Origin of the sequence: Ruegeria sp. PrR005 (genome assembly GCF_010500245.1) — a bacterium.
In the GTDB taxonomy this organism is placed as follows: Bacteria; Pseudomonadota; Alphaproteobacteria; order Rhodobacterales; family Rhodobacteraceae; genus Ruegeria_B; species Ruegeria_B marisflavi.
Genome location: NZ_JAAGOX010000016.1, coordinates 1 through 20,138, shown reverse-complemented (window position 1 = coordinate 20,138; position 20,138 = coordinate 1). Strand labels below are relative to the sequence as shown.

Annotated in this window: 18 protein-coding genes and 1 tRNA gene; 9 read left to right on the top strand and 10 right to left on the bottom strand. The window is 56.8% G+C overall.

All coding sequences use genetic code 11. From position 1 onward, the window contains the following. Positions 1-107: 107 nt before the first annotated feature. On the top strand, positions 108-1,232 hold the full coding sequence (locus G0P99_RS11470; RefSeq protein ID WP_164129868.1) for a FliM/FliN family flagellar motor C-terminal domain-containing protein: 1,125 nt from the start codon (positions 108-110) through the stop codon (positions 1,230-1,232). 15 nt (positions 1,233-1,247) lie between these two features. Here the strand turns inward: G0P99_RS11470 and G0P99_RS11465 are convergent, their stop codons facing one another. From G0P99_RS11465 to G0P99_RS11450, 4 genes are read right to left on the bottom strand one after another with little or no spacing between them, the layout of a single operon-like run. Further along, on the bottom strand, positions 1,248-1,679 hold the full coding sequence (locus G0P99_RS11465; RefSeq protein WP_164129866.1) for a TIGR01244 family sulfur transferase: 432 nt from the start codon (positions 1,677-1,679) through the stop codon (positions 1,248-1,250). 9 nt (positions 1,680-1,688) lie between these two features. Beyond that, a complete protein-coding gene (locus tag G0P99_RS11460) occupies positions 1,689-2,120 on the bottom strand; it encodes a DUF6691 family protein (RefSeq protein ID WP_164129864.1) in 432 nt (143 codons plus the stop codon). Further along, the gene (locus G0P99_RS11455; RefSeq protein ID WP_164129862.1) at positions 2,120-2,548 is read right to left on the bottom strand and encodes a YeeE/YedE family protein; all 429 of its coding nucleotides are present in this window, start codon (positions 2,546-2,548) and stop codon (positions 2,120-2,122) included. Before G0P99_RS11455 ends, G0P99_RS11460 begins: the two co-directional genes overlap by 1 nt. A gap of 43 nt (positions 2,549-2,591) precedes the next feature. Further along, positions 2,592-3,455, bottom strand: a complete 864-nt coding sequence (locus tag G0P99_RS11450; protein ID WP_164129860.1) for an MBL fold metallo-hydrolase — start codon at positions 3,453-3,455, stop codon at positions 2,592-2,594. Positions 3,456-3,719: 264 nt separating this feature from the next. Here G0P99_RS11450 and G0P99_RS11445 point away from each other — a divergent pair, with 264 nt between their 5' ends. Continuing rightward, on the top strand, positions 3,720-3,935 hold the full coding sequence (locus G0P99_RS11445) for a hypothetical protein (protein ID WP_164129858.1): 216 nt from the start codon (positions 3,720-3,722) through the stop codon (positions 3,933-3,935). A gap of 11 nt (positions 3,936-3,946) precedes the next feature. Here G0P99_RS11445 and G0P99_RS11440 read toward each other — a convergent pair whose 3' ends face one another. Next, positions 3,947-4,168 (bottom strand): hypothetical protein, encoded by a 222-nt coding sequence (locus G0P99_RS11440; protein WP_370462763.1) that lies wholly within the window; start codon positions 4,166-4,168, stop codon positions 3,947-3,949. Between the two features lie 138 nt (positions 4,169-4,306). On the opposite strand from G0P99_RS11440, the gene G0P99_RS11435 reads away from it, so the two are divergent. Then, the gene (locus G0P99_RS11435) at positions 4,307-4,564 is read left to right on the top strand and encodes a DUF2312 domain-containing protein (RefSeq protein ID WP_164129857.1); all 258 of its coding nucleotides are present in this window, start codon (positions 4,307-4,309) and stop codon (positions 4,562-4,564) included. Positions 4,565-4,593: 29 nt separating this feature from the next. Here the strand turns inward: G0P99_RS11435 and G0P99_RS11430 are convergent, their stop codons facing one another. After that, positions 4,594-5,475: a hypothetical protein gene (locus tag G0P99_RS11430; RefSeq protein WP_164129855.1), complete on the bottom strand. Its 882-nt coding sequence runs from the start codon at positions 5,473-5,475 to the stop codon at positions 4,594-4,596. 437 nt (positions 5,476-5,912) lie between these two features. Between G0P99_RS11430 and G0P99_RS11425 the strand changes: the two genes are divergently transcribed. Next, positions 5,913-5,988 (top strand) — tRNA-Thr (locus G0P99_RS11425). A 96-nt stretch (positions 5,989-6,084) separates the two neighbouring features. Here G0P99_RS11425 and G0P99_RS11420 read toward each other — a convergent pair. Together G0P99_RS11420 and G0P99_RS11415 are read right to left on the bottom strand one after the other, a co-directional pair. Further along, positions 6,085-6,312, bottom strand: a complete 228-nt coding sequence (locus tag G0P99_RS11420) for a hypothetical protein (RefSeq protein WP_164129853.1) — start codon at positions 6,310-6,312, stop codon at positions 6,085-6,087. 37 nt (positions 6,313-6,349) lie between these two features. Then, a complete protein-coding gene (locus G0P99_RS11415) occupies positions 6,350-6,577 on the bottom strand; it encodes a hypothetical protein (protein WP_164129852.1) in 228 nt (75 codons plus the stop codon). A 251-nt stretch (positions 6,578-6,828) separates the two neighbouring features. Here G0P99_RS11415 and G0P99_RS24760 point away from each other — a divergent pair, with 251 nt between their 5' ends. Beyond that, positions 6,829-7,005, top strand: coding sequence for a hypothetical protein (locus G0P99_RS24760; protein ID WP_370462762.1), 177 nt, complete (start codon positions 6,829-6,831; stop codon positions 7,003-7,005). Positions 7,006-7,961: 956 nt separating this feature from the next. Here G0P99_RS24760 and G0P99_RS11405 read toward each other — a convergent pair. After that, positions 7,962-9,425, bottom strand: a complete 1,464-nt coding sequence (locus G0P99_RS11405) for a radical SAM/SPASM domain-containing protein (protein ID WP_164129851.1) — start codon at positions 9,423-9,425, stop codon at positions 7,962-7,964. Positions 9,426-9,470: 45 nt separating this feature from the next. Here G0P99_RS11405 and G0P99_RS11400 point away from each other — a divergent pair, with 45 nt between their 5' ends. Further along, positions 9,471-9,680 (top strand): hypothetical protein, encoded by a 210-nt coding sequence (locus tag G0P99_RS11400; protein WP_164129850.1) that lies wholly within the window; start codon positions 9,471-9,473, stop codon positions 9,678-9,680. A 98-nt stretch (positions 9,681-9,778) separates the two neighbouring features. Here G0P99_RS11400 and G0P99_RS11395 read toward each other — a convergent pair whose 3' ends face one another. After that, a complete protein-coding gene (locus G0P99_RS11395) occupies positions 9,779-13,219 on the bottom strand; it encodes a calcium-binding protein (protein ID WP_164129849.1) in 3,441 nt (1,146 codons plus the stop codon). A 663-nt stretch (positions 13,220-13,882) separates the two neighbouring features. Between G0P99_RS11395 and G0P99_RS11390 the strand changes: the two genes are divergently transcribed. The 3 genes from G0P99_RS11390 (at position 13,883) to G0P99_RS11380 (ending at position 19,781) form a co-directional block, all read left to right on the top strand. Next, positions 13,883-16,195, top strand: coding sequence for a hypothetical protein (locus tag G0P99_RS11390; RefSeq protein WP_239059779.1), 2,313 nt, complete (start codon positions 13,883-13,885; stop codon positions 16,193-16,195). 633 nt (positions 16,196-16,828) lie between these two features. Further along, positions 16,829-17,863, top strand: coding sequence for a site-specific integrase (locus G0P99_RS11385; protein ID WP_239059778.1), 1,035 nt, complete (start codon positions 16,829-16,831; stop codon positions 17,861-17,863). Between the two features lie 79 nt (positions 17,864-17,942). After that, positions 17,943-19,781, top strand: coding sequence for a neutral/alkaline non-lysosomal ceramidase N-terminal domain-containing protein (locus G0P99_RS11380; protein WP_164129848.1), 1,839 nt, complete (start codon positions 17,943-17,945; stop codon positions 19,779-19,781). Positions 19,782-20,138: the final 357 nt, after the last annotated feature.

Sequence of the window (20,138 nt, the reverse complement as noted above, 5' to 3'; positions counted from 1 at the left end):
CCGAATAAAGGTCTTGGTAACCGTTGGCGCGCTACACGTGGAAGGGAGCAGGAATGGCGGAATGAACGCATCGGGCGATGGCTACGCAACCGGAAATACGGTCGACCTTGGAGCGAAAGCTGGCGCTGGCCCGTGACGAGAGGCAAGGCGACACCCGGTCCGTGCTGCGGGCCTTGAGACTGGCCTTGGCGCGCGCGGCAGATGATGCGGTCGGGTTGGCGGTGGCCGTCATCGGGGCCACGCAAGCCCGTTATGAACTGGATGAGCTGTCACGCGCCGTCCCCGAAGGTCGCCTCTATCTGCTGCTTTCGGGTCCGGGTGAGGGGTTGGGGGCCATATGCTTCGACCGCGCCTGTGTCTCGGCCCTGCTGCAACAACAAACCATGGGGCAGGTCCTGAATGGTGAAAGCCAGGGCCGCGCTTATACCGAAACTGATGCAGCCATGGCATCACCGGTTGTGGATGCGTTTCTGCCCAGGGCGAGCGAGCTGGCCGAGAAGCCTGCGGATCGCAATTGTCTGGCCGGATACAGCTACGCCGCCCGGGCCGACGGCCGTCGTGCCCTGCTCCTGCTGTTGGAGGCGGAACGCTACCGTGTCTTTGACCTGACGGCCGAGATCGCCGGCGGCAAGTTACAGGGCCAGATCACCTTGATCCTGCCCGATCAGCCGGAAGCCCGAGAGGACGATCGAGACAGCGGCGAAGCTGCAAATCCGGGGTTGGAACGGTCCTTTGGCGTCGTTCGTGCTGAATTGAACGCCGTGATCTGCCGGATAAAACTGCCGCTTTCAGCCTTGGCGGATATGCAGCCGGGATCCCTGCTGCCGTTAGACCAGCCAATGCTGGACAGAATCGACATGCTCACGATCGAGGGGCGTCCGGTCGCGGTTGCGCGGTTGGGGCAGTGCCGTGGGATGCGGGCAGTCAGGTTGAACGAAAAACCGCCCTCGCTCGAAAAGGAAGACGCGGGAGCAGGCGGCTTCTCCGGGCATTCAACGGCGCGGGACAAGGCCCTGCCGCAGCCACCAAAACCAGACACGCAAGAGAGCGTCAAACTCTCAAAGGAAGGGCACAGCAGAACCGACGACTACGAGGACCTCGACACCGAGACCGAAGAGCGTTTGTCGGCTTATGACATTTCGCTGCCGGCCCTGAACCCGGAGCAGGCCGCAGCAGAGATCTGTGAACTCGCAGGTCTTGGCGAACTAGAAGAAAACGGGGGGCGACCTTAGCCGCTCCGCCCCGGTTCAGTTCCCAGCCGCACAGATTTCCTCGAGACGGGGACGCAACCCGTCCAGTTGATAACCGGCGGATGCGGTCTTTTGCAGGATCTCGTCCGGGCTCATCTCGCCGCATTGGCCCAGGGCCCAGACGACCGAGCATCTTGTGCCCGAGGCGCAATAGGCCAAAACCGGCCCTTGCCCCGCAGCGGCAAGCGCTTTCTGACGGGCGACGTTTTCGGGTGTCATGGTTTGATGCGTCAGTTCCAGAACCTCGAATTCCAGGCCAGCCGCTTGCGCCGCAGCACCGATCGACGCCGCCTGATGGCTGGGCGGCACCTCGGCGTCGGGCCGGTTGCAGATGATCCGGGTGAAACCCGCAGCTGCGATTGCTGGAATGTCCTCGACCGAAATTTGCGGCGAGACGGCATAACGGGGGGTGATCGGTCGAATATCCATTGGCGTTCCTTATGCTGTCGCCGCGAGTCTGTCCAGTTGGCTGCCAACTCTGGGAGCTATGGCCATTCCGGTGATCATGGCGGCGAGGAAAACCAACCCCCCGATGCCCCCATAGGTGATCGAGGCCAGCGCTGGCCCCGGGCAGAGACCGGCCAATCCCCAGCCCATGCCAAACAGCACCGAGCCGGTGATCAGGCGATGGTCTAGCTCCGGTCTGGGCAACGATGGAAAGGAGTCCGCGGCAAGGGGTTTGCGGCCCTTGGTGAACCGCCAGGCAAGGAACATCGGAACGATCGCGCCTCCCATCACAAACGCCAGCGTCGGATCCCAATCACCAAACACATCCAGCCAACCCTGAACCTTGCGGGTATCGGTCATGCCCGAAACGAACAGGCCGCCGCCGAACAGTGCACCGGCAACAAGCGAAATCAGAATCCGCATCAGATTACTCCCAGGAGGTGACGAAAGATGGCGAGCGTCAACCCGCCCGCGAGGATGTAAAAGACGGTCGCTACAATGCCGCGCAGCGAAAAGCGCGAGATCCCGCACACGCCATGTCCGGATGTGCAGCCGTTTGCGATGCGTGTCCCGACGCCGACCAACAGTCCGGCGATGACTACAACCCAGAAATCCTGGGTCAGATGGGTGTCGATCTCGACCGAGTAGAGCGGCCACAGAACCAGGGGGGCGATGACCACACCCAGGATAAAGACAAGCCGCTCGACCCAACTGGGCCAGCCTGACCCGTCGACCAACCCGCCCAGAATACCGCTGGCCCCCATGATCCGACCATTTCCCAGCAAATACACCGCGCCGCCGGTGCCAATCAGCAGGCCACCGACGAGGCCCCAAATCCAATCCGTTTCCATGTGCCCTGTATCTTTTGTTCGCGCTTGCTTGTTTCAGTACCGGTCAGAGCTTGTTGACCGGAAGTTTCAGATAAACGTTGCCCTGTTCGTCCGCCGGCGGCATGTGCCCGGCGCGCATGTTCACCTGCAACGAGGGCAGGATCAGTCGAGGCATCGCCAGGGTCGCATCGCGGGTGTCGCGCATCTGCACAAACTCCTCGATGCTGCGGCCTTGGCCAATATGGATGTTCAGCGCCTTCTGCTCGCCCACGGTGGTTTCCCAGGCATATTCGTCACGCCCGGGGGCCTTGTAGTCGTGGCCCACAAAGATGCGGGTTTCGTCCGGCAGGGCCAGGATCTTCTGGATCGACTGGTACAAGGTGGCAGAAGAGCCGCCGGGGAAATCGCAGCGCGCCGTCCCGAAATCGGGCATGAACAGCGTATCGCCGACAAACGCAGCATCCCCGATGACATAGGTCAGGCAGGCTGGAGTATGGCCGGGTGTATGCAGTACATCGCCGCGCATCTGGCCGACATGGAAACTGTCGCCGTCCTGGAACAGGGAATCGAACTGGCTGCCGTCGCGCTGGAATTCGGTGCCCTCGTTGAACACTTTTCCGAACGTGTCCTGAACGATGGTGATGTTCTTGCCGATGCCGATTTTCCCACCCAAAGCTTCTTGCAGATAGGGGGCGGCAGACAAATGGTCGGCGTGAACGTGGCTTTCCAGAATCCATTCCACCCGCAGGTCTTCGGCTTTGACATATTCGATTATCGCATCCGCCGAGTTGGTGTTCGTCCGCCCCGAGGCATGATCGAAATCCAGCACGCTGTCGATGATGGCGCAGCTTTTCCCCTGCGGCTCGCGCACCAGGTAGGACACGGTAAAGGTCGCCTCATCAAAGAAGGCTTTTACAAAGGGGGTCATCGTCTTCTCCAGTATCTTCCTGCATGACATATAGTCAAAGCTGAATGTGATGCAACAGTTTCAGTCTCTTTCGCAAATCGGTACGCGTTTGACGTGGGTCAAGTCGGCAGGCAGCCGTTTGCGCGATACTTTGGCAAGTCGCTCCAGTGTGCTTCGGCAATGAGCACATTTGTTGGAACTGTCCTCAGACAGACCGAAAACATCGGAGAGTTCTTGGCCCTGTTACACACAGGCGGCAAGATACAGGGAAAAGGGAGGAAAATCATGACCGATCAAGAGCTGTTTCGCGTGGCCGAGATGTTGGAGCGTCGGGTTGCGGGGGCGGGCCTTGCAACAAGGCTTGAAGTTCAGCCGCAATTCAGCCGCATCATGGATCAGATGCGCGAGCGCGGCGTAAAGCTCCCATCGCGGCTGCGTCAGCTTGATGCCGCGCTGTGCGAGGATGCGGTCGAAGCGCGCTTCGACAACATGCCGGTCTGATCAGGCTGTTTTCAGCCGAGCGATATTCCCAGGATTACCATCATCAGTCCAAGGACCGACAGGAACAGCGCACCTAGGTTCCAGGGTAGAACAGCCTGTACTGCGGCGCGCAGGTCATCGTCGCTCAGCCCGGCCTTTCGGGCCTTGTTCACGCGCAGAATGCACCAGACCAGCCCAGCCAGCCCGGCCAGCGACAGGCTTGCGCCAGCCCAGATGATGATGTCGAACAGCATTCTTGCTCCAACTTGCAGCATTCAGGCCCCGCGTTAGCCGATCGGTCCATTGGGTGCAAGGTTGCGGAAATGCGCCTTGCAGGCGAACCGGGCTCAGGCTATGCCGCAGGCGCGTGTCGGACCAACGGAGAATGCACCATGGATCAGCCTCAGGCAGATGCCACCTATAACATTGCCGCAGGCGAGTTGCGCCAGTTCATCGAGCGGATCGAGCGGCTGGAAGCCGAGAAAAAAGACATCGCCGAGCAGCAAAAGGAAGTGATGGCCGAAGCCAAGGCACGCGGCTATGACACCAAGGTGATGCGCAAGATCGTCGCTCTGCGCAAGCGCGACAAGGACGATATCGCCGAAGAAGAGGCGGTGCTGGAGATGTACAAAGCCGCGCTTGGAATGTAAGCGCGGGCGCGGCGGCCCCGCGGCCAAACTCAGGGCGCGATGAACTGTACACCCGGGATACGTTGCAGCGCAAAGACATCCTCGTCGTACAGCTCTGTCAGCCTGTCCACCAGTTCGTGCGTCCACCCGGGCAGATCAAGCTCTTCCTCGACCGCGTCTTCCAGCGCGTATTTGTCGAGGAAGGCTGCAATTACCCGACGTTTCTGCATCTCGGTCAATTCGGGGTGCTCGGCCAGGTAAGCGCGGAAGCGCAGCATGCCTTCCTTGGACATGATCTCGGACAAGAGCGAGAAGCCTCCCACGATCTTGGTGCCGTGCTCCAATCCGGCCAGGTCACGAATGATCTGAGACCAGATCAGGGGCGTGTCCTCGTTGCACCAGATTGTCAGCTGGATCTGCGGAGCTGCATCGCGAATGGCCTCCACCATATGGGTCCAGTGGAGCTGTTCCAGGTTGAGCCCCTCCATCGCCTCTGCAATGCCTTTCTCGGGTAGGGCCGTCAGCACATTGGGAATGAAGCTCGCCGGATTGCGGATGGCCATGAACACTTCGACCTGATCATAGCCAAAGATGCTTTGCAGATAGGCAAGCCTTTGCGGCGCTCGCGGATAGAACATCCCCTTGCCGATGGCCGACCAGCGGGTGCCGTACAGGTTGCTGTCGGACATGACCACCCTGTCGGCGACCTCACCGTCGAGTATCGTGTCGAGCAGAACCTCGCGCGCATCCGGGTCCGGATCGGTTTCAGCTTCGTCCAGCGCCGAAAGAACCTTCTTGAGCAGGCCGCGATACTGCGCCGGGCCGGGAACCGCGATCCCTTTGTTCGAGAACGGTTCTTTGTTCACGAGCAGGCATTTGATCAGCCGTTCGTCGTCCGTGCCATGGGCGCCGGTGTGGAAAACCACTTGCATGGGTGCCGGGCTTCCTTTTGAAAACAATCAGATACGTCCTGAGTATCCGCTTGCTTGACGCCAGTCAAACCGAAGAATCACTTCCGTTCCTAAGTGTGGCGATGCGTGCGACGCGGTCATGGCGCCGCTGTGCCTGATTCCGGGACGGTTTTTGTCCTGGCCTTTTATCCGGCAAGTATCCCAGCACATTGCCCTGGCGCGATTATGCGGCATAGGGGCAGGTGGCTCAGGCCCTCGTCATTACCCCAAGGTTTTCATGCAACGGCTGTTTATTGAAGGTCAGAGCGTTCTTCGAAAAACCGGGTTTTGGAGGATTGCGCTTTGTAAAGCGATCGTTTAAACGGCGGCTCACGTGAAGCGGGATTGTTGCGTCGACTATCGTCCAGACAAGACCGCTTTCGCATAAACCTGGAAAGCAGCAATGCTTCCAACGGTTTGCCCCTATAGCTCAGCTGGTAGAGCAACTGATTTGTAATCAGTAGGTCCGCGGTTCGAGTCCGTGTGGGGGCACCACTATTTTCAAGAGCTTACAGGACGCAGACAACGGAAACTCTGTCTGCCCATTGGTTTTGGGGGACGTATGGGGGACAAGGTCTTATTTTTCGCCTTCTACCAGTTGGGCCGACTGGCGTAGAACTCGTTCCAGTAATCGGGGTCTTTCGCCGCCCGTTGCGCGTAGAAGGGAACGCAGGAGTATGCTTCTTTTAAGCGTTGCGCGCCCAAGGCTCGCCTCTCCAGCTCTGCGAGCGGGTATAGCCTAGCTTTCAAAAAGCTCATCAGGAATGGGCTGGCCTTAACCAGTTCGGAAGGTTCGAGATGCGAGGTCGTATCTGACATTGGTATCTCCTCCACTCAACGTTGCAACCTGGATGCGCTATGAGCGGGTCGGCGGAAGGGCCGCTTTGTTGATCCGACGCTTGGCGTTCATCAGCCCGTCGATCAGTCGGATACTGCGGCGCGCCTTGTCCTTCTGCTCCGGCGTCGTCTCCGGGTCTTCCAACATCTTGCGGAACGTCTTGTGCAGCCTCGCCGCCTCGTGCGCCCTGCCCGTCTGCGGGTTGGTCAGCCAGTCGCGGTTGGGTAGTTTCTGCGGGTCGCTCATAGTCGTCTGCTTTCATGTTGAATATCAGTGTAACTAAGCCCTTTCCTCGTAGGCGACTAAATTCCGGGCGTGGGCTTACCCAGCTGTTCAAGCAGGGACGCCAGTCGCCTATCGATGAAGCGGTTGCCAGTGGGTGTGATTAATAGGGCTCCCCCTCCCGAGGCGGCGGTAGTATCGACCAACACGTGGTGTCGAGTCGGGCTGGTCTATAGCTTCCCTCCGCGCTGAGCAGCGTATATCCCTTAGCCTATGTGAAGGCGAACCTCGCGGAAACGCCGCAGGCGCAGCTGGTCGAGTCCTCCAAGCCGAAGAAGGTCAAGGGCATCACGCCCGAGGCGGTGGCGCGCATGGAGCAGGAAATCGCCCGTCTGCAGGTGGGGGGATCGCCTCGATCCAAGACACCTACGGGCAGGATCATCTGCACCTGACCGTTATCAAAGGCTATGTCGGCAAGTTGCTCGGAAACGCCTGGGTCGTGCGCTGTCTGGCGCAGAACCATCCACAATCCGGGAGCAGCGCCAGATTGCGGAGGGCAGCCGTTCGCGCAGCCCCTTTTTTCGTAAGCGACTCTAAACTCACCCCAAAAGCAGACTTCTTGACCGATGTTCTGCCACTTTACGAAGAGCAACAACCGTGTCGTTCTCGTAGGCGAGTCTAAATTCGAGCGAATGAATAGTCTTGAGGCTCGGCGGATCAGGTCAGACAGAAACTCGGAAACCCTCCGGACTCGGAACACTATCCAACTGAAATCTTGTTGAACTCGACTTAGATGACTGGCTTCGCGGTGGCAGGGTCACCCTCCAAACGGTCGGTTCTGAACCGGATGATTGATGTTCTTAAGTCGAGAAATTGCATTCGACCATGCTGTTCTCCTTCGCGAACTCGGTTGGGTCCGAGCCTAATGCCAACCTATCAAGTTCCCGCCTTAACAATTGAACAAGAAATCGAATTTGCTCGGCTCTCTCATCGATGGTCGGGCATTAACGAAGCGAGCCGTGGAACAGGCTTCTGTTGCCTGCTCAATCATCTTCTTTGTCGGGTAAGCCTCTCTCCCATGCTTGGCTGGCCCTACAACTATCACCTCGTCGCCCCTAAAGAACACTTCGCCAGGAGTGTTTTGGTTAACAGGTGTGCAAGCTGCGATTAGGCACACACCCAATACGACAAGCGTAATAGACCTCATGCTCATTGCCCCTTTGATCAATGCTCGAAACCTCATCATCTTAGAGCCTTTGCAGAGAACCAGTCAAAATAGCAAAATGCAGATGTGTTAACCCAGCCCGATCGGGCGCGCGCTGGATGACATGATGGAGCGGCGCGACATTGCCCATTACCGCCGAAAGCTGATCACGAGCGGGCCGCTGGGGGTCTCCGAGTTCGTTTTTCAGTCAGCCTGAGAGGTCATGCTCGCAATGCTTTCGACCGCAGACATCTCAAGCGCTTCGGTCAGCACCCGGTTGTTTCTTGGTTTGGGGAAATGAACACATTGCCAGCAGTGGGACTGTTCTTCGGCGACGTCCGTGTGCAGCAATTGCTTCCTGTTTATCCGCATTTTTGCCCAGATAGCCGGAACTGACTCCTCCAGAAGGTTCCCAACCCGGAACTTTTCTCCGGTAACCGTAGTGCAGGGATAAACGTCACCGTTGAAGTTGATGGTCATCACTTCAAAAGGCATTCTGCACACGTTGCAGACACTGGGAAGCCTCTTGTCCAGAACCAGGCTGCCCAGACCCGGATTGGCCCTTGGGAGCCATAGCTGATCGGCATTGGGTGGTGAGGCCACTATGTCGGGCTTGCGCTTTAGCAGGGTTGTTTGAAAATCTTCGGGGCAGGACAACTCCTTGAACCATATGTCCACGCCCATTTCCGCCGCCATTCGTTTGGCGGCCTCGATCTCGGTCTCGTTGTGCCGATTCAGGTAGTAGGCCCAGGTCAGTTTGGGGGTTTTGCTGTTGAGGCGCGATCTGGTCTTTCTGATGTTTTCCAGGTTTCGCAGTGCAAGGGACACGCTGCCGTTCTTTCGATAGGCCTCATACGCCTGCTGAGTGACCCCATCGATTGAGGCCAGCAACGAGTGCAATCCGGACAGTACGATCCGCTCAAGTTCCGGCTGCGAGAAGAGACGCACCGACAAATTGCTACTGATTTGTGTCCTGATGCCGGCAAGCGAGAATTTTTCGACGATGCCCAAGATGCCCTTGTGCATGAAGGGTTCACCCCAGTTGAAGAGGTCGACGATGCGCGCATAGGGCTTGATCTTGTCAAAAATGATCTCGAAGTCTTGGTCTGTTATGTACCCGCGCTCGTCCATTGGAACCTGGCCACACCCTGTGGCGCAGTAGGGACACTTCAGATTGCAGTGTGACGATACATCGAGCGTGAAGTAACTCGGTATCGGAGCCTCAAGCACATTGTCGGCCCTCTCAGGACAGCCATGCACGGTCATAGCACTAGTTACGGAATTCGCTGAAAACTCGTCCGATCTTCGGTCGGGCCATACTCCATCGACAATAAATTCTGCAGCTTTGCGCGATAGGGGCGAGTTCTTGGTCGGGCAACCCGTTCTCCCTTCGGCCTGTCCGGCGACGATGAAGTGCCAATATGGGTTCACGCCGGAAGCCTGAACATCGGGGTTTTGCGCAAGATAGTAGGTCGTCGAGAAGAAGGGCGATGGATCACGGCCCTCTCGCCAACCTTCGGTGACGTAGTGGTCAAGAGGATCGGTTCCGATCTCCGCGACATCGCGATAAAGGTGAACGTAGAAATCCCTGTCGAAATACGGCGCGACGATATCCCGGACCGTCTGGACCGGCTCCTGTAAATCGAGCCTCGCTGTATCAGGCTTCATGTCCCAGCAAACACCGGCCTGCGCAATCGCACCACGCAGAACGAAATGTACAAGAGGATTTATGCCGCAGTCCCGAAGATACGCGTGGCTCCGAAGATATTCCACCGTACTGAAACTAGGGTTCGGGTCTCGACCTTCTCTCCAACCGTTTCTGCAATAGTGGGCCAGTGGTTCGACACCGGCATCCCGGACATCGGGATAGGATCTCAGATAGAACTCGGGATCAAAGGCATGGCGAACTATTTCCTCTTCTGAGGGGAGGATTTCGGTTTGCCACAAATGGGAATTATTCATCGCAGTTCGTTTTTCCTGTTAAGCTGTCGATAACGGTGCAATCGATAAACGCCCCTCTGCTATCCGAGCAAATCGAATACCTCGTCACCGATCTTCAGGTTGATGCTGTCCTGCCCCTCACCATCCACCAATGCCCACATGATTTGGCCAGTGGGTCGATAAATCACGAAGGCTTCCTGAACCGCGTCATCGCCGGAGCGTTCACCCTCAGAATTTGCGGTGTGAGCAAAGTTTACCTGGAACTGGTTCCTTGTGGCCATTTCATTGCCGAATAGAAGAACGTCGCCCTCGGCGGAGCTATAATCCTGCACCCAATCAGACCCGTGACCCTCGACACCGACATGGAAGAATCTGTCCGCCCCTGTTCCACCGTTGATACGGTCCGAGCCGTACCCACCGTTGACGAAGTCGTTGCCCGCGTTGCCATAGATGACGTCCGAATAGGCCGATCCAGTGATGACATCGTCGCCATCCTGACCACGCAGGTCGTCTGCCCCGGCACCCCCGGCGATGGTGTCGTTACCCTCCATGCCAAAGATCAGGTCGTTGCCATAACCACCGTTCACGCTGTCGTTGCCTTCACCGGCATAAATCACATCCCGAAGATCTGTGTCACTTAGACCACCAATTATCGTATCATCACCATCGCCGCCGATAAGGTGGTCCGCGCCTTCGCCTCCATTCACGAAATCGTTGCCAGCATCACCCCAGATTGCATCGCTGCCTTCGCCACCGACCAGGTTGTCGCCACCCTCACCACCTTCAATCCGATCATCGTCGGCACCACCATCTACAAGATCGTTGCCCGCGCCACCGTTCAAACGGTCACCGCCTGCACCTCCAAGCAGAGAATCGTTACCGTCATCGCCATAGAGGCTGTCTTCCCCCGGACCTCCTGCAAGGCTGTCGTCCCCCTCGCCGCCGGAGAGGTAGTCGTTGCCGTCGCCACCTTCTATGATGTCGTCACCCTCTCCGCCTTCAATCCGATCATTGTCGAAACCGCCATTCAGGCTGTCGTTACCGTCATCACCATAGAGGCTGTCTTCCCCCGGACCTCCTGCAAGGCTGTCGTCCCCCTCGCCGCCGGAGAGGTAGTCGTCGCCGTCGCCACCTTCTATGTTGTCGTCACCCTCTCCGCCTTCAATCCGATCATTGTCGAAACCGCCATTCAGGCTGTCGTTGCCGTCATCACCATAGAGGCTGTCTTCCCCTGGACCTCCTGCAAGTCTGTCGTCCCCCTCGCCGCCGGAGAGGTAGTCATTGCTGGCTCCTCCATCAATCGCATCCGCCCCCCCCACACCATGAAGCCAGTCGTTTCCGGCAAAACCCCGAATGACATTGTCCAGCAAGTTACCGGTGATGGTGTCGTCGCCTATTGTTCCTTCAAGAACCCTAGCCCCGACCCAAACATCGGCCCCACTCTGAAAAACATCGATCTCGACACCGCTCAAATCTCCTGTGAAGTAGATGGAGAACTCACGGTTGCCATCGCCGGAAAAGTCCGAGCTTAATTTCGTGCGCGTTCCGTCGAAGGTCCACAAAGGGTCACCATACAGTGTCGCATTTTCGACGATCACTGCGTCCGACGGTGTGAAATCCAGCAACAAGTCGTCGAGTAGATCGTCCCCGCTTCCGGCTATCAGGTCCGCGCCCAATCCGGTCGATAGGCTATCCTGACCGATACCCGGACGCAGAATGTCGTCACCTCCCTCGCCAAACAGCTGGTCCAGCCCTTCACCACCGAACAGCGTGTCATTGCCTCCGTAAGCATAAATATTGTCGTCGCCCTCGCCCCCGTCCAGGCTACCAGACCCCACAATTGTATCGTTCCCGGCTCCACCTTGGGCAAAACTCACGAAGTATGGCCAGGGGGCATCGGAGTAGGATTCGATTCGCAGTTGGTCGTTACCATCCCCGCCCAAAAGCTGGCCGGTACCTCGGAGAACATCGTCTCCCACTCCACCGTCCAGAGTATCGTTACCACCCATTCCAATTAAGGTGTCTGAACCAACTAGACCGAACAATTGATCGTTAGTCGTGCCACCTGTGATACGGTCGTCTCCGCTGGTGCCCTCTTGAAAAATGCCGACGCTACCGGTCATTTCACTTCTAAACAATTCTTCTGTTCCAGCTCCATCTATATATGATAATTGAACGAAAAGCCGTTTCCCGACATCCTCACTCTTCAACAAATACTCTGAGGAGGTTGCTTCTGGGATTGCCTCCGAGGAATTAGGGCCGTTCACCCGAAACCATTGATAGGAAAGCGGCCCGATGCCATCTGCATCGCTCAAATCGACGAGTTCTGCGGTGAGCATAAAACTCGTCAAAGCAGTCCCAGATATGTTCAATTCTCCTTCTGGAAATTGATTCAAGACAAATCTCTGAAAGTTAACTTGAGTTCCCCCCGCTGCGGCAGCCCAAGCGACGACAAATGTTCCATCACCAAGCATCTCTGAGTCGGACTTGATACGGGATTGTGTACTAAACCTTGTGTCTTGGACTGCGATTTCTCTGGCGTAGTCCGAAACGCGCACCTCTCGAAGACCGTAGTAGGGCTCTGAAATGATAGGTGTGCTAGGATTGTAATAGTGATGATACTCGTCAAGAATTAACTCCAATTCCCCATCCGAGGTTAACAGGCCTGAGGCTGAAACGCCGTTCCACGTACCCAGAGCCTCACCTAAGATTTCGCCCGACCGCTCTACCCGTCCGAACTTCGTTTGACCTTGAGATACAGAACCGTTGTTAAAGTTAGCGGAGCCAATCGAGAAATAGCTGTTCGAATCAATCTTCACGGTGTCGGTCGAACCCACATTCGCAACTCCCACTACAACGGCTTGTGGATTGGGAGAACCAGCGAGGGTTTCGAAAGATCGAGTAAGCAATTGACCGTTGGAGCCCCAGGAGGCAGCAAATGAGATGGCATCCAAGGCAGCTAAACTAACACCGAATTGAGAGTATTCGCTGTCGTCGTTCAGTTGAAACTCGGTCGATAGCGCCTCTCCGGCAGATGAAAACGAGCGCCCGTGAATATCTTCGTCAGCTGTCCAGGCAACAAAGATCGACCCGTCTTCGAAGGAAACGATGTCTGCTTCGCTTTGGCGAACCGAGTCAAGCGAAATCTGTTGTTCGCCCCCAACTCTCTCGCCGTCGGCATCGAACTTTTGTCCGTAGATGCCATCGTAGGAGGTCCAGACTACGAAAAACCCACCATCAGCTGTAGGGGTTACTGCGGGTTGATTTTGGGAAAAGAGAGTAACTGTGTTTACCTGAAACTCCGCGCCAAGGCGATTGCCCGATGCATCAAACCTTTGCCCGAAAACGCCATCGCCGAATCCGTCCTGTTCTTCGGACACCCAGACAATCACGAAAGATCCATCAGTCAGGCCCGCGACGGAAGGGTCCCTAAGACTTGGGGAAGGGTCGCTTGTCCCTGTCCCATAGGTATGAGCGGTCATGATTTCGGAAATCGCACGGACACTGGGGGAAATGATCATTTCAGCCTCTAGTTTAAGCCGACATTCTCCAAGTGGCCTGCCGTCTGATGTCAAGATTGCCTGAGACTGCCCGCTGGACAAGCGTTTTTCGCCCCGAGCGGCGTCTGCGGTCGCGTAGGCTCTTGGAACTGGGTGGATCCGGCGGTGAGGCCGCCCCGTTCTCGCCTGGCGACGATGTTCTTCGGCGCGGTGGACAGACCTGTCCTGCCGCTTTCGTTCAGTTTTGGCCTGCATTGCGGTCACGCGCATGACGGAGGCGCCCGAAGTCGGTGGATGGCGGCGAGGATAGCGCGCACATCCTGGAAAGGAACGGCGAGAGTTTCCGTCTACGCGAAAGCCGCAAAGCCAAAACCTGACCTCCGCAAACTTCCGTATGACAACAACCGGCCTTCAGCCGGTGCGCCTTGACGCGCGTCAGCTATCTGGGGAGCACGTACGCCAAGGCGCTCGCCACATCCAAACAACTGGAGAGCATTGCTCCGGGAAACTGACCCTTTTTGAGCCGGGATTGACAGACTCATCATACGTCGCCGCCGATCTGGCCAAGTATCTTGATGGCAAGGGCATTTGAAGAATATGTATTTGAAAAGAATGTATTTTTGTTGCTTGACAGGTCAATTTTAATGTAGCCCTTTTAGGGCAAAGTTCGCCTGGAGACAATCTATGCCTGTAATTATTTCCGAGAATACGACGTGGAACGGCGACGAAGTTGTATTGACCGATGAGGTGCAGATCGCCGCTGGTGTTACTCTTACGATTGCCGCTGGGACAACCGTACAGGGGAACGGGTATGACATCGTAGCTTTTGGTACTTTGCGTGTGGGTGACGCTACAGAACCAGAGCGAGCTCACCTCCTGCAAACTGGAGTATTGTTTGGTACCTCATCCGGGCAACCTGGAAGAATAGAGTTTTCTGGAGTTGACATGGATGGGGGAAGCATTTTCCGACCCACAGGTTATGGCCGCTATGGCAGCTTCGACATCCAAGACTCGGCCTTCTCGTCGGTCTCTGGATTTTATATTTGGTACCCAACCAGCGCCAGTTCCTTTGTTGGAAACACTTTTGAAAATTGTCGTGGTCTAAGCATAGGAACCAGTGGGGTACCGGTTCTTATAGAAAACAATGCTTTTCAGGGTTCGTACAGTGCGATTAATGGTCAGGCCTCAATTGTGTCTTGGGCATCCTACGGTGCTGACGACCATATACAAGTAATAAACAATTCGTTTGCTTCAGGCATTAACTATGCTCTTGAAGTAGCTGACCACTACAGTTCGGCATCATTGTATGCCAACGGAAATTTCATTCAGGGTGCTGTCGGTGGAAACGGTGAGGACTTCGTTCTGGACTCAGAAGACAGCCTGACTCGAGCATTCAACATCGACCTTGGCTTAGAGCGATCAGAACCGCATCCAAACACTCCGATGCTGAACAGTCCGCCCTCTGGAGCCGTGACGATCTCTGGCATCGCGCGACGGGGCGAGACGCTGATCGCGGATGCCTCCGGGGTTTCGGATGTTGATGGGATTGATGAGTCGACCGTCACCTACCAATGGCTACGCTACGGTGAAATTCCAATCTCCGGCGCAACGGGCTCTACATATGTATTAACGCAAAACGATGTTTACGAGGAGGTAGCTGTTCGATTTTCCTACACTGATAACTTCGGCACCAGAGAGAGCGTGACGTCCGCAAAGACGAGCACAGTGGAGAATGGAAACTATGCACCCTCTGGAACCGTGGTGATCTCGGGAATAGCGCAGCAGGGTGAGACCTTGACTGCGGATGCCTCCAGCGTCACGGACGCCGATGGGATCGACGCGTCGACCGTTGCCTACCAGTGGCTGCGCGATGGCGTTGCAATCTCCGGGGCGACGGGCACGTCCTACACGCTCACGCAGGACGACGTAGGCGCTGCCATAACTTACGCCTACAGCTTCACCGATGATTTCGGGAACCCCGAGCAGGTGACCAGTGCAGCAACCGCGGCTGTGGCAAACGTAAATGATCCTGCGACAGGAGCACCTGTGATCTCCGGCCTGGCCCAGCAGGGTGAGACCCTGACCTTTGATGTCAGCCGCGTTGCGGACCTTGACGGGATCGATGGATCGACGACCAGCGGCCAGTGGCTGCGCGATGGCGCCGCGATCGCCGGTGCGACGGGCACTTCCTACACGCTCACGCAGGACGACGTGGGGGCTGCCATAACCTACGCCTACAGCTTCACTGATGACTTCGGGACCCCCGAGCAAGTGACCAGTGCAGCGACTGATCCTGTTGCCAGCAATGCCGTCAATCTGATTGGCACACCGGGCGCCGATACCCTGGTTGGAACCGACGGTGACGATACGATCCAAGCGTTGGATGGGGCTGACCGAATCAACGGCGCGGGAGGCAACGATCAGATCTTTGGCGGTGAGACTGATGCCGATCTTCGAGATGTGATCTTTGCAGGAGCTGGCGACGATTACATCGAAGCCGGTGCTGGCAACGACCTGGTCTACGGCATGGATGGCAACGATACGATTGCCGGTGGCGCAGGCGTGGACGAACTGCAGGGCCAGGACGGGGACGATGTGATTACTGGTTCCAACTTCTCGGACCTTGTGTTCGGTGGTGCCGGGAACGACTTCGTGAACGGCGGTTTCGGGTCCGATCGGGTCAACGGCGGCAGCGGTGCTGATAAGTTTTTCCATGTTGGTGTCGAAGGCCACGGCTCAGACTGGGTTCAGGATTACAATGCCGCCGAAGGGGATGTTCTACTGTTTGGAAATTCCTCTGCTACCCGAGATCGGTTCCAGGTCAACTTCGCCCACACCGAGAACGCCGCCGGCGAACGCTCGGGCGACGATGCGGTGCAGGAGGCCTTTGTGATCTACCGGCCCACTGGGCAGATCCTGTGGGCGCTGATCGACGGCGAGGGGCAGTCCTCGATCAACCTCCAGATCGGCAGCGACGTGTTCGACCTGTTGGCTTGAAAGATCCAAGAGGTACCTCGCCGACATGCCAGAGCGTCCAGTCGATCGAGTCAGGGGACCTAGGATTCCGGTTCATTTTCAGCGACGGTACGCTGCGGGTCGGCGGTCAGCACGGTCACGCGCGTGTACGCGAGTCGAAAGTCAAGTGTTGAAGCGGCTCAGTTTCATGATTCTCGTGATTTTGAACACTGAAAAAATTCCGCAACCCATTGTTTTTAATTGCCTACTTTCTTCAATGCCATGAATCTAAATTTTTGATAAACTTTCGGGGACGATTTCAGCCCAGAAATTCCAGTCGATCTCGGGCATCGTTAGCTCTGGCGTTTGATCGGCTCTTCGACACCCTGGAAACCGAGCCTTCGACCCGCGTGAACGACAAGGGCGAGGCGGATCCGACTGTGCGCCTGTATCAGCGCCAAGGCGACACCTTCGCGGCAGAGTTCATGTCGCAAATCTCGGGCAATGACGAGATATTCGCCTATCCTCGCGTCAAATCTAGAGCGTGTCGCCCCTGATCGGATTCAGGATTGAACGAACCCGCTGACGCGGGAGAGGCGTGTGTGTTGGCGGGAATGGCCCCCTGATGGGAAGGTTTGGTTGCTCAAGACCAACCTTTCATCAGGAGACCATCCCATGGCTGATGCCACATCAGCGGTAAGTCCGCTACGCCGCCGCATGATCGAGGACATGACGCTTCGCAACCTGTCGCCGGCCACGCAACGATCCTACCTTCACGCCGTTGCCAAGTTCAGCCGGTATTTCGACCGTTCACCGGACCAGTTGGGGTTGGAGGATGTGCGCGCCTTCCAAGTCTATCTGGTATCGCAGGGTATTTCCTGGCCGGCGCTCAATCAGACGGTCTGCGCCCTGCGCTTCTTCTACGGTGTGACGCTGAACCGGGCGGAGATCCCGGAGCGGATCGCCTATGCGCGCACGCCGCGCAAGCTGCCGACGATCCTGAGCGCCGACGAGGTTGTGCGTTTCCTCGAGGCGGTGCCGTCGCTGAAGGCGCGGGCGGCGCTGACCACGGCCTATGCCGCAGGCCTGCGCGCATCCGAGGCGGTCAGCCTGAAGATCACGGATATCGACAGTGACCGCATGGTGATCCAGATCCGCCACGGCAAGGGCGCGAAGGACCGGACCGTCATGCTCTCACCGCAGCTTCTGGGCATCCTGCGGACCTACTGGCGTCTGGCGCGTCCGGCGGACTGGCTGTTCCCCGGGCGCGGCGACAAGCCAATTGATGTACAAGTGCTGCATTCCGCCTGCCGGTCGGCAACCAAGGCGGCGGGATTGACCAAGAAGGTCAGCGTGCACACGCTGCGACACAGCTTCGCCAGGCCCCATGGTCAGGGCCATCCTGACTGCGATCCACCGCCTTCGAGCGCCGCCGTCATGTGCCTGACCGCGATCCTAACAGTATCTGAACCAAAGCGGCAGGACAGGTCTGTCCACCACGCTGAAGAACGGCGACGCAGGGCCAAAATGACGCGAGTTTGTGGACCGACCTGCCCGAATTCGAGCCTTTTGATCCATGCAAACGCCGCCCAGGGCCCAAAACGCTTGATCAGCAAGCGAAATCAGGCGACCCTGACCTCAAACGGCAGGCCACTTGGGGAATGTCGGCTAAGATGCCTATGGGCGTTCCAAATAGGGAATGTCGGTTGATCAAACAGTAGGGGTGTGAAACACGCCTAACAGGTCAGTGACATTGTCAAGTGATAAAATTTCATTTTGGAGAAATTTAATGACCAACTCGAATTACAAGATCGGAGTAGCGCGCGTCGCTTTTGATATGTCTAAATTCATGGGCCGAACGCTCATGGGGTATAACAGTAATGATCAGATTGCAGACGGACAAGATAGTACGCTTTTTGCCCGCGCATTCGTGGTTTCGGACGATAAAACAACAATTGCACTTGTCGTGGCGGATATTTGGGCGTGTACAGGCGCCATTCGCAGAAAAGTATTAGAGCTTGTGGATGCAGGGCAGATCGGTTCGCAAATTCCACATGACGCGATCATGATTTCGGCGACACACACACATGCCGGCCCGTCCGGGATCTCGGATCACAGGCTGTTTTCGCTGATGACGGGCGGCTATTCGCAATCGGTTGTCGATGAAATCGCGGGCAAGATACATCAGGCGCTTGTCGAGGCGTTGCATGCAAGGGTTCCGGGCGGGATTCGCCAAATCAGCGCCCGCGCGGATCCGGACAAGGCACTCTGGGGTGGTCAGCGATCGAATGCAGCATACCAGGCCAACACCGCCGAAAACAAAGACCAAATAAATTGGGAAAATCTTTTTAATATCAATATGTTGCATTTGTATCGGGAGGAATCGAGCCAGTACACGCTTGGTATCATCGCCTGGCTGCCCGTTCATAACACGGCATTCGGCAACACCAACACGAAACTGAGTGGCGATATTTTCGGCAAGGCGGCGGACATCATCGAACGGGAAAGCACCGCCCTGATTCCCGATGATTACAAATGGACTGTAAAGCCTGGAGAGATACCGGTGGTTGCAGGGCTGATCAACGCCGCATCCGGCGATATTTCGCCCAAGATGGTTCGGGATGGCGAGGGTTGGAAGAGACGCGACGTGCCTTCGGAAACTGCTCTGAAAGATACCTTGGGCACACAGATCGCAAAGGCTGTCATGTCCGCGTGGGCGCCGGATGCGGTGACTTGCGACACCCATCACGCGCCCATAGCCGTCCCGATCGTCGGCCCATTGAAGTTCGCGCTGGTCGACAAGGACATGACAAGCTGGAACGGCAAGACGAACCCTTGGGTCGCTGACCGTGACCCCAATAAGAACTATCCCCGAGTTAAGTATCCACAGGAAACACAGCAGGACGTGCAGACCTATACCGGCGCGCTAGGCCTGTCGACCTTTGCGGGGTCGTCGGCGGACGGCCCGGGGCCCATGGGCCTGCGCGAAGGGATTCGCGACGACGACATGCAGACCGACGAACGGGTGATTCAGGCCGCATTGTTGATGATGTCCCAGCGGGCAAACGCATCGGATATCCTAAGCTTTGTGGGTCTTACTGTCGGGCCCGCGCTTGCGCTGGTCGCCCTTGTCGCGGCGGTGCCGCCGCTCGGGCTCCTAGTGACGGTTCTGGGCGGTTTTGGCGTAACTGCGGCTGTCGCATCGGCTGTGGTCCTGATCGTCAAGGATGTGAAATCCATGCAGGCCGAGCCACTGGATGTGGGCGCGGACTATGTCGATGGACACAAACCCAAACCGATCACCCTGCGCACCGCGAAAATTGGACCGTCGGTTTTGCCGGTGCAGCTCATTCGCATCGCTGACGTGTCAATGGTCGGTTTCCCAGGTGAAATCACGACGTTGGCCGGACGTCATATCCAACTCGCCGTAGTGAATGGGGCAGCGAACGGTGGAGCTGCCGTGGGCTTTGTAAACATCAATTCCTGTACCAACGCGTATTCTCAATATGTCACGACGCCCGAGGAATATGATACTCAGCATTACGAAGGGGCCTCGACGGTGTTTGGGCCAAACACGATGGATGCCTATGCCGCGCATTTTTACGAGCTGAGCAAGTCCATGGGTTAGCCGTCCTTTGGTTTCAAACCCGCGAATTCAGGTTAAGCGATTAGCAGCGAGCCGATCAAAGATCGGCAAATCTGCAGACCTGATACGAACCCTTATCCGGATTTTGCTTTTTTTTGGAAACAGTGCTGGCACGATCCCAGCGGTTGTATCTAAGATTTGGAGTTCATGCCCCAGTTGTTGTCCAAAAGGCTCTTAGTGAAGCCTTCACATAAAAGGGGCTTCTATGCCTTGTTCGCGCTGGCATTGAACGCGGAATAACCGCGCTTTTGGTGAACAACAGTGTTGATTTCCACCCAGAAGTGAGCCGGGTTTTTCATCGAGAAGTGAGCCACCTCTGTTTATGGATTTCGGGTTATG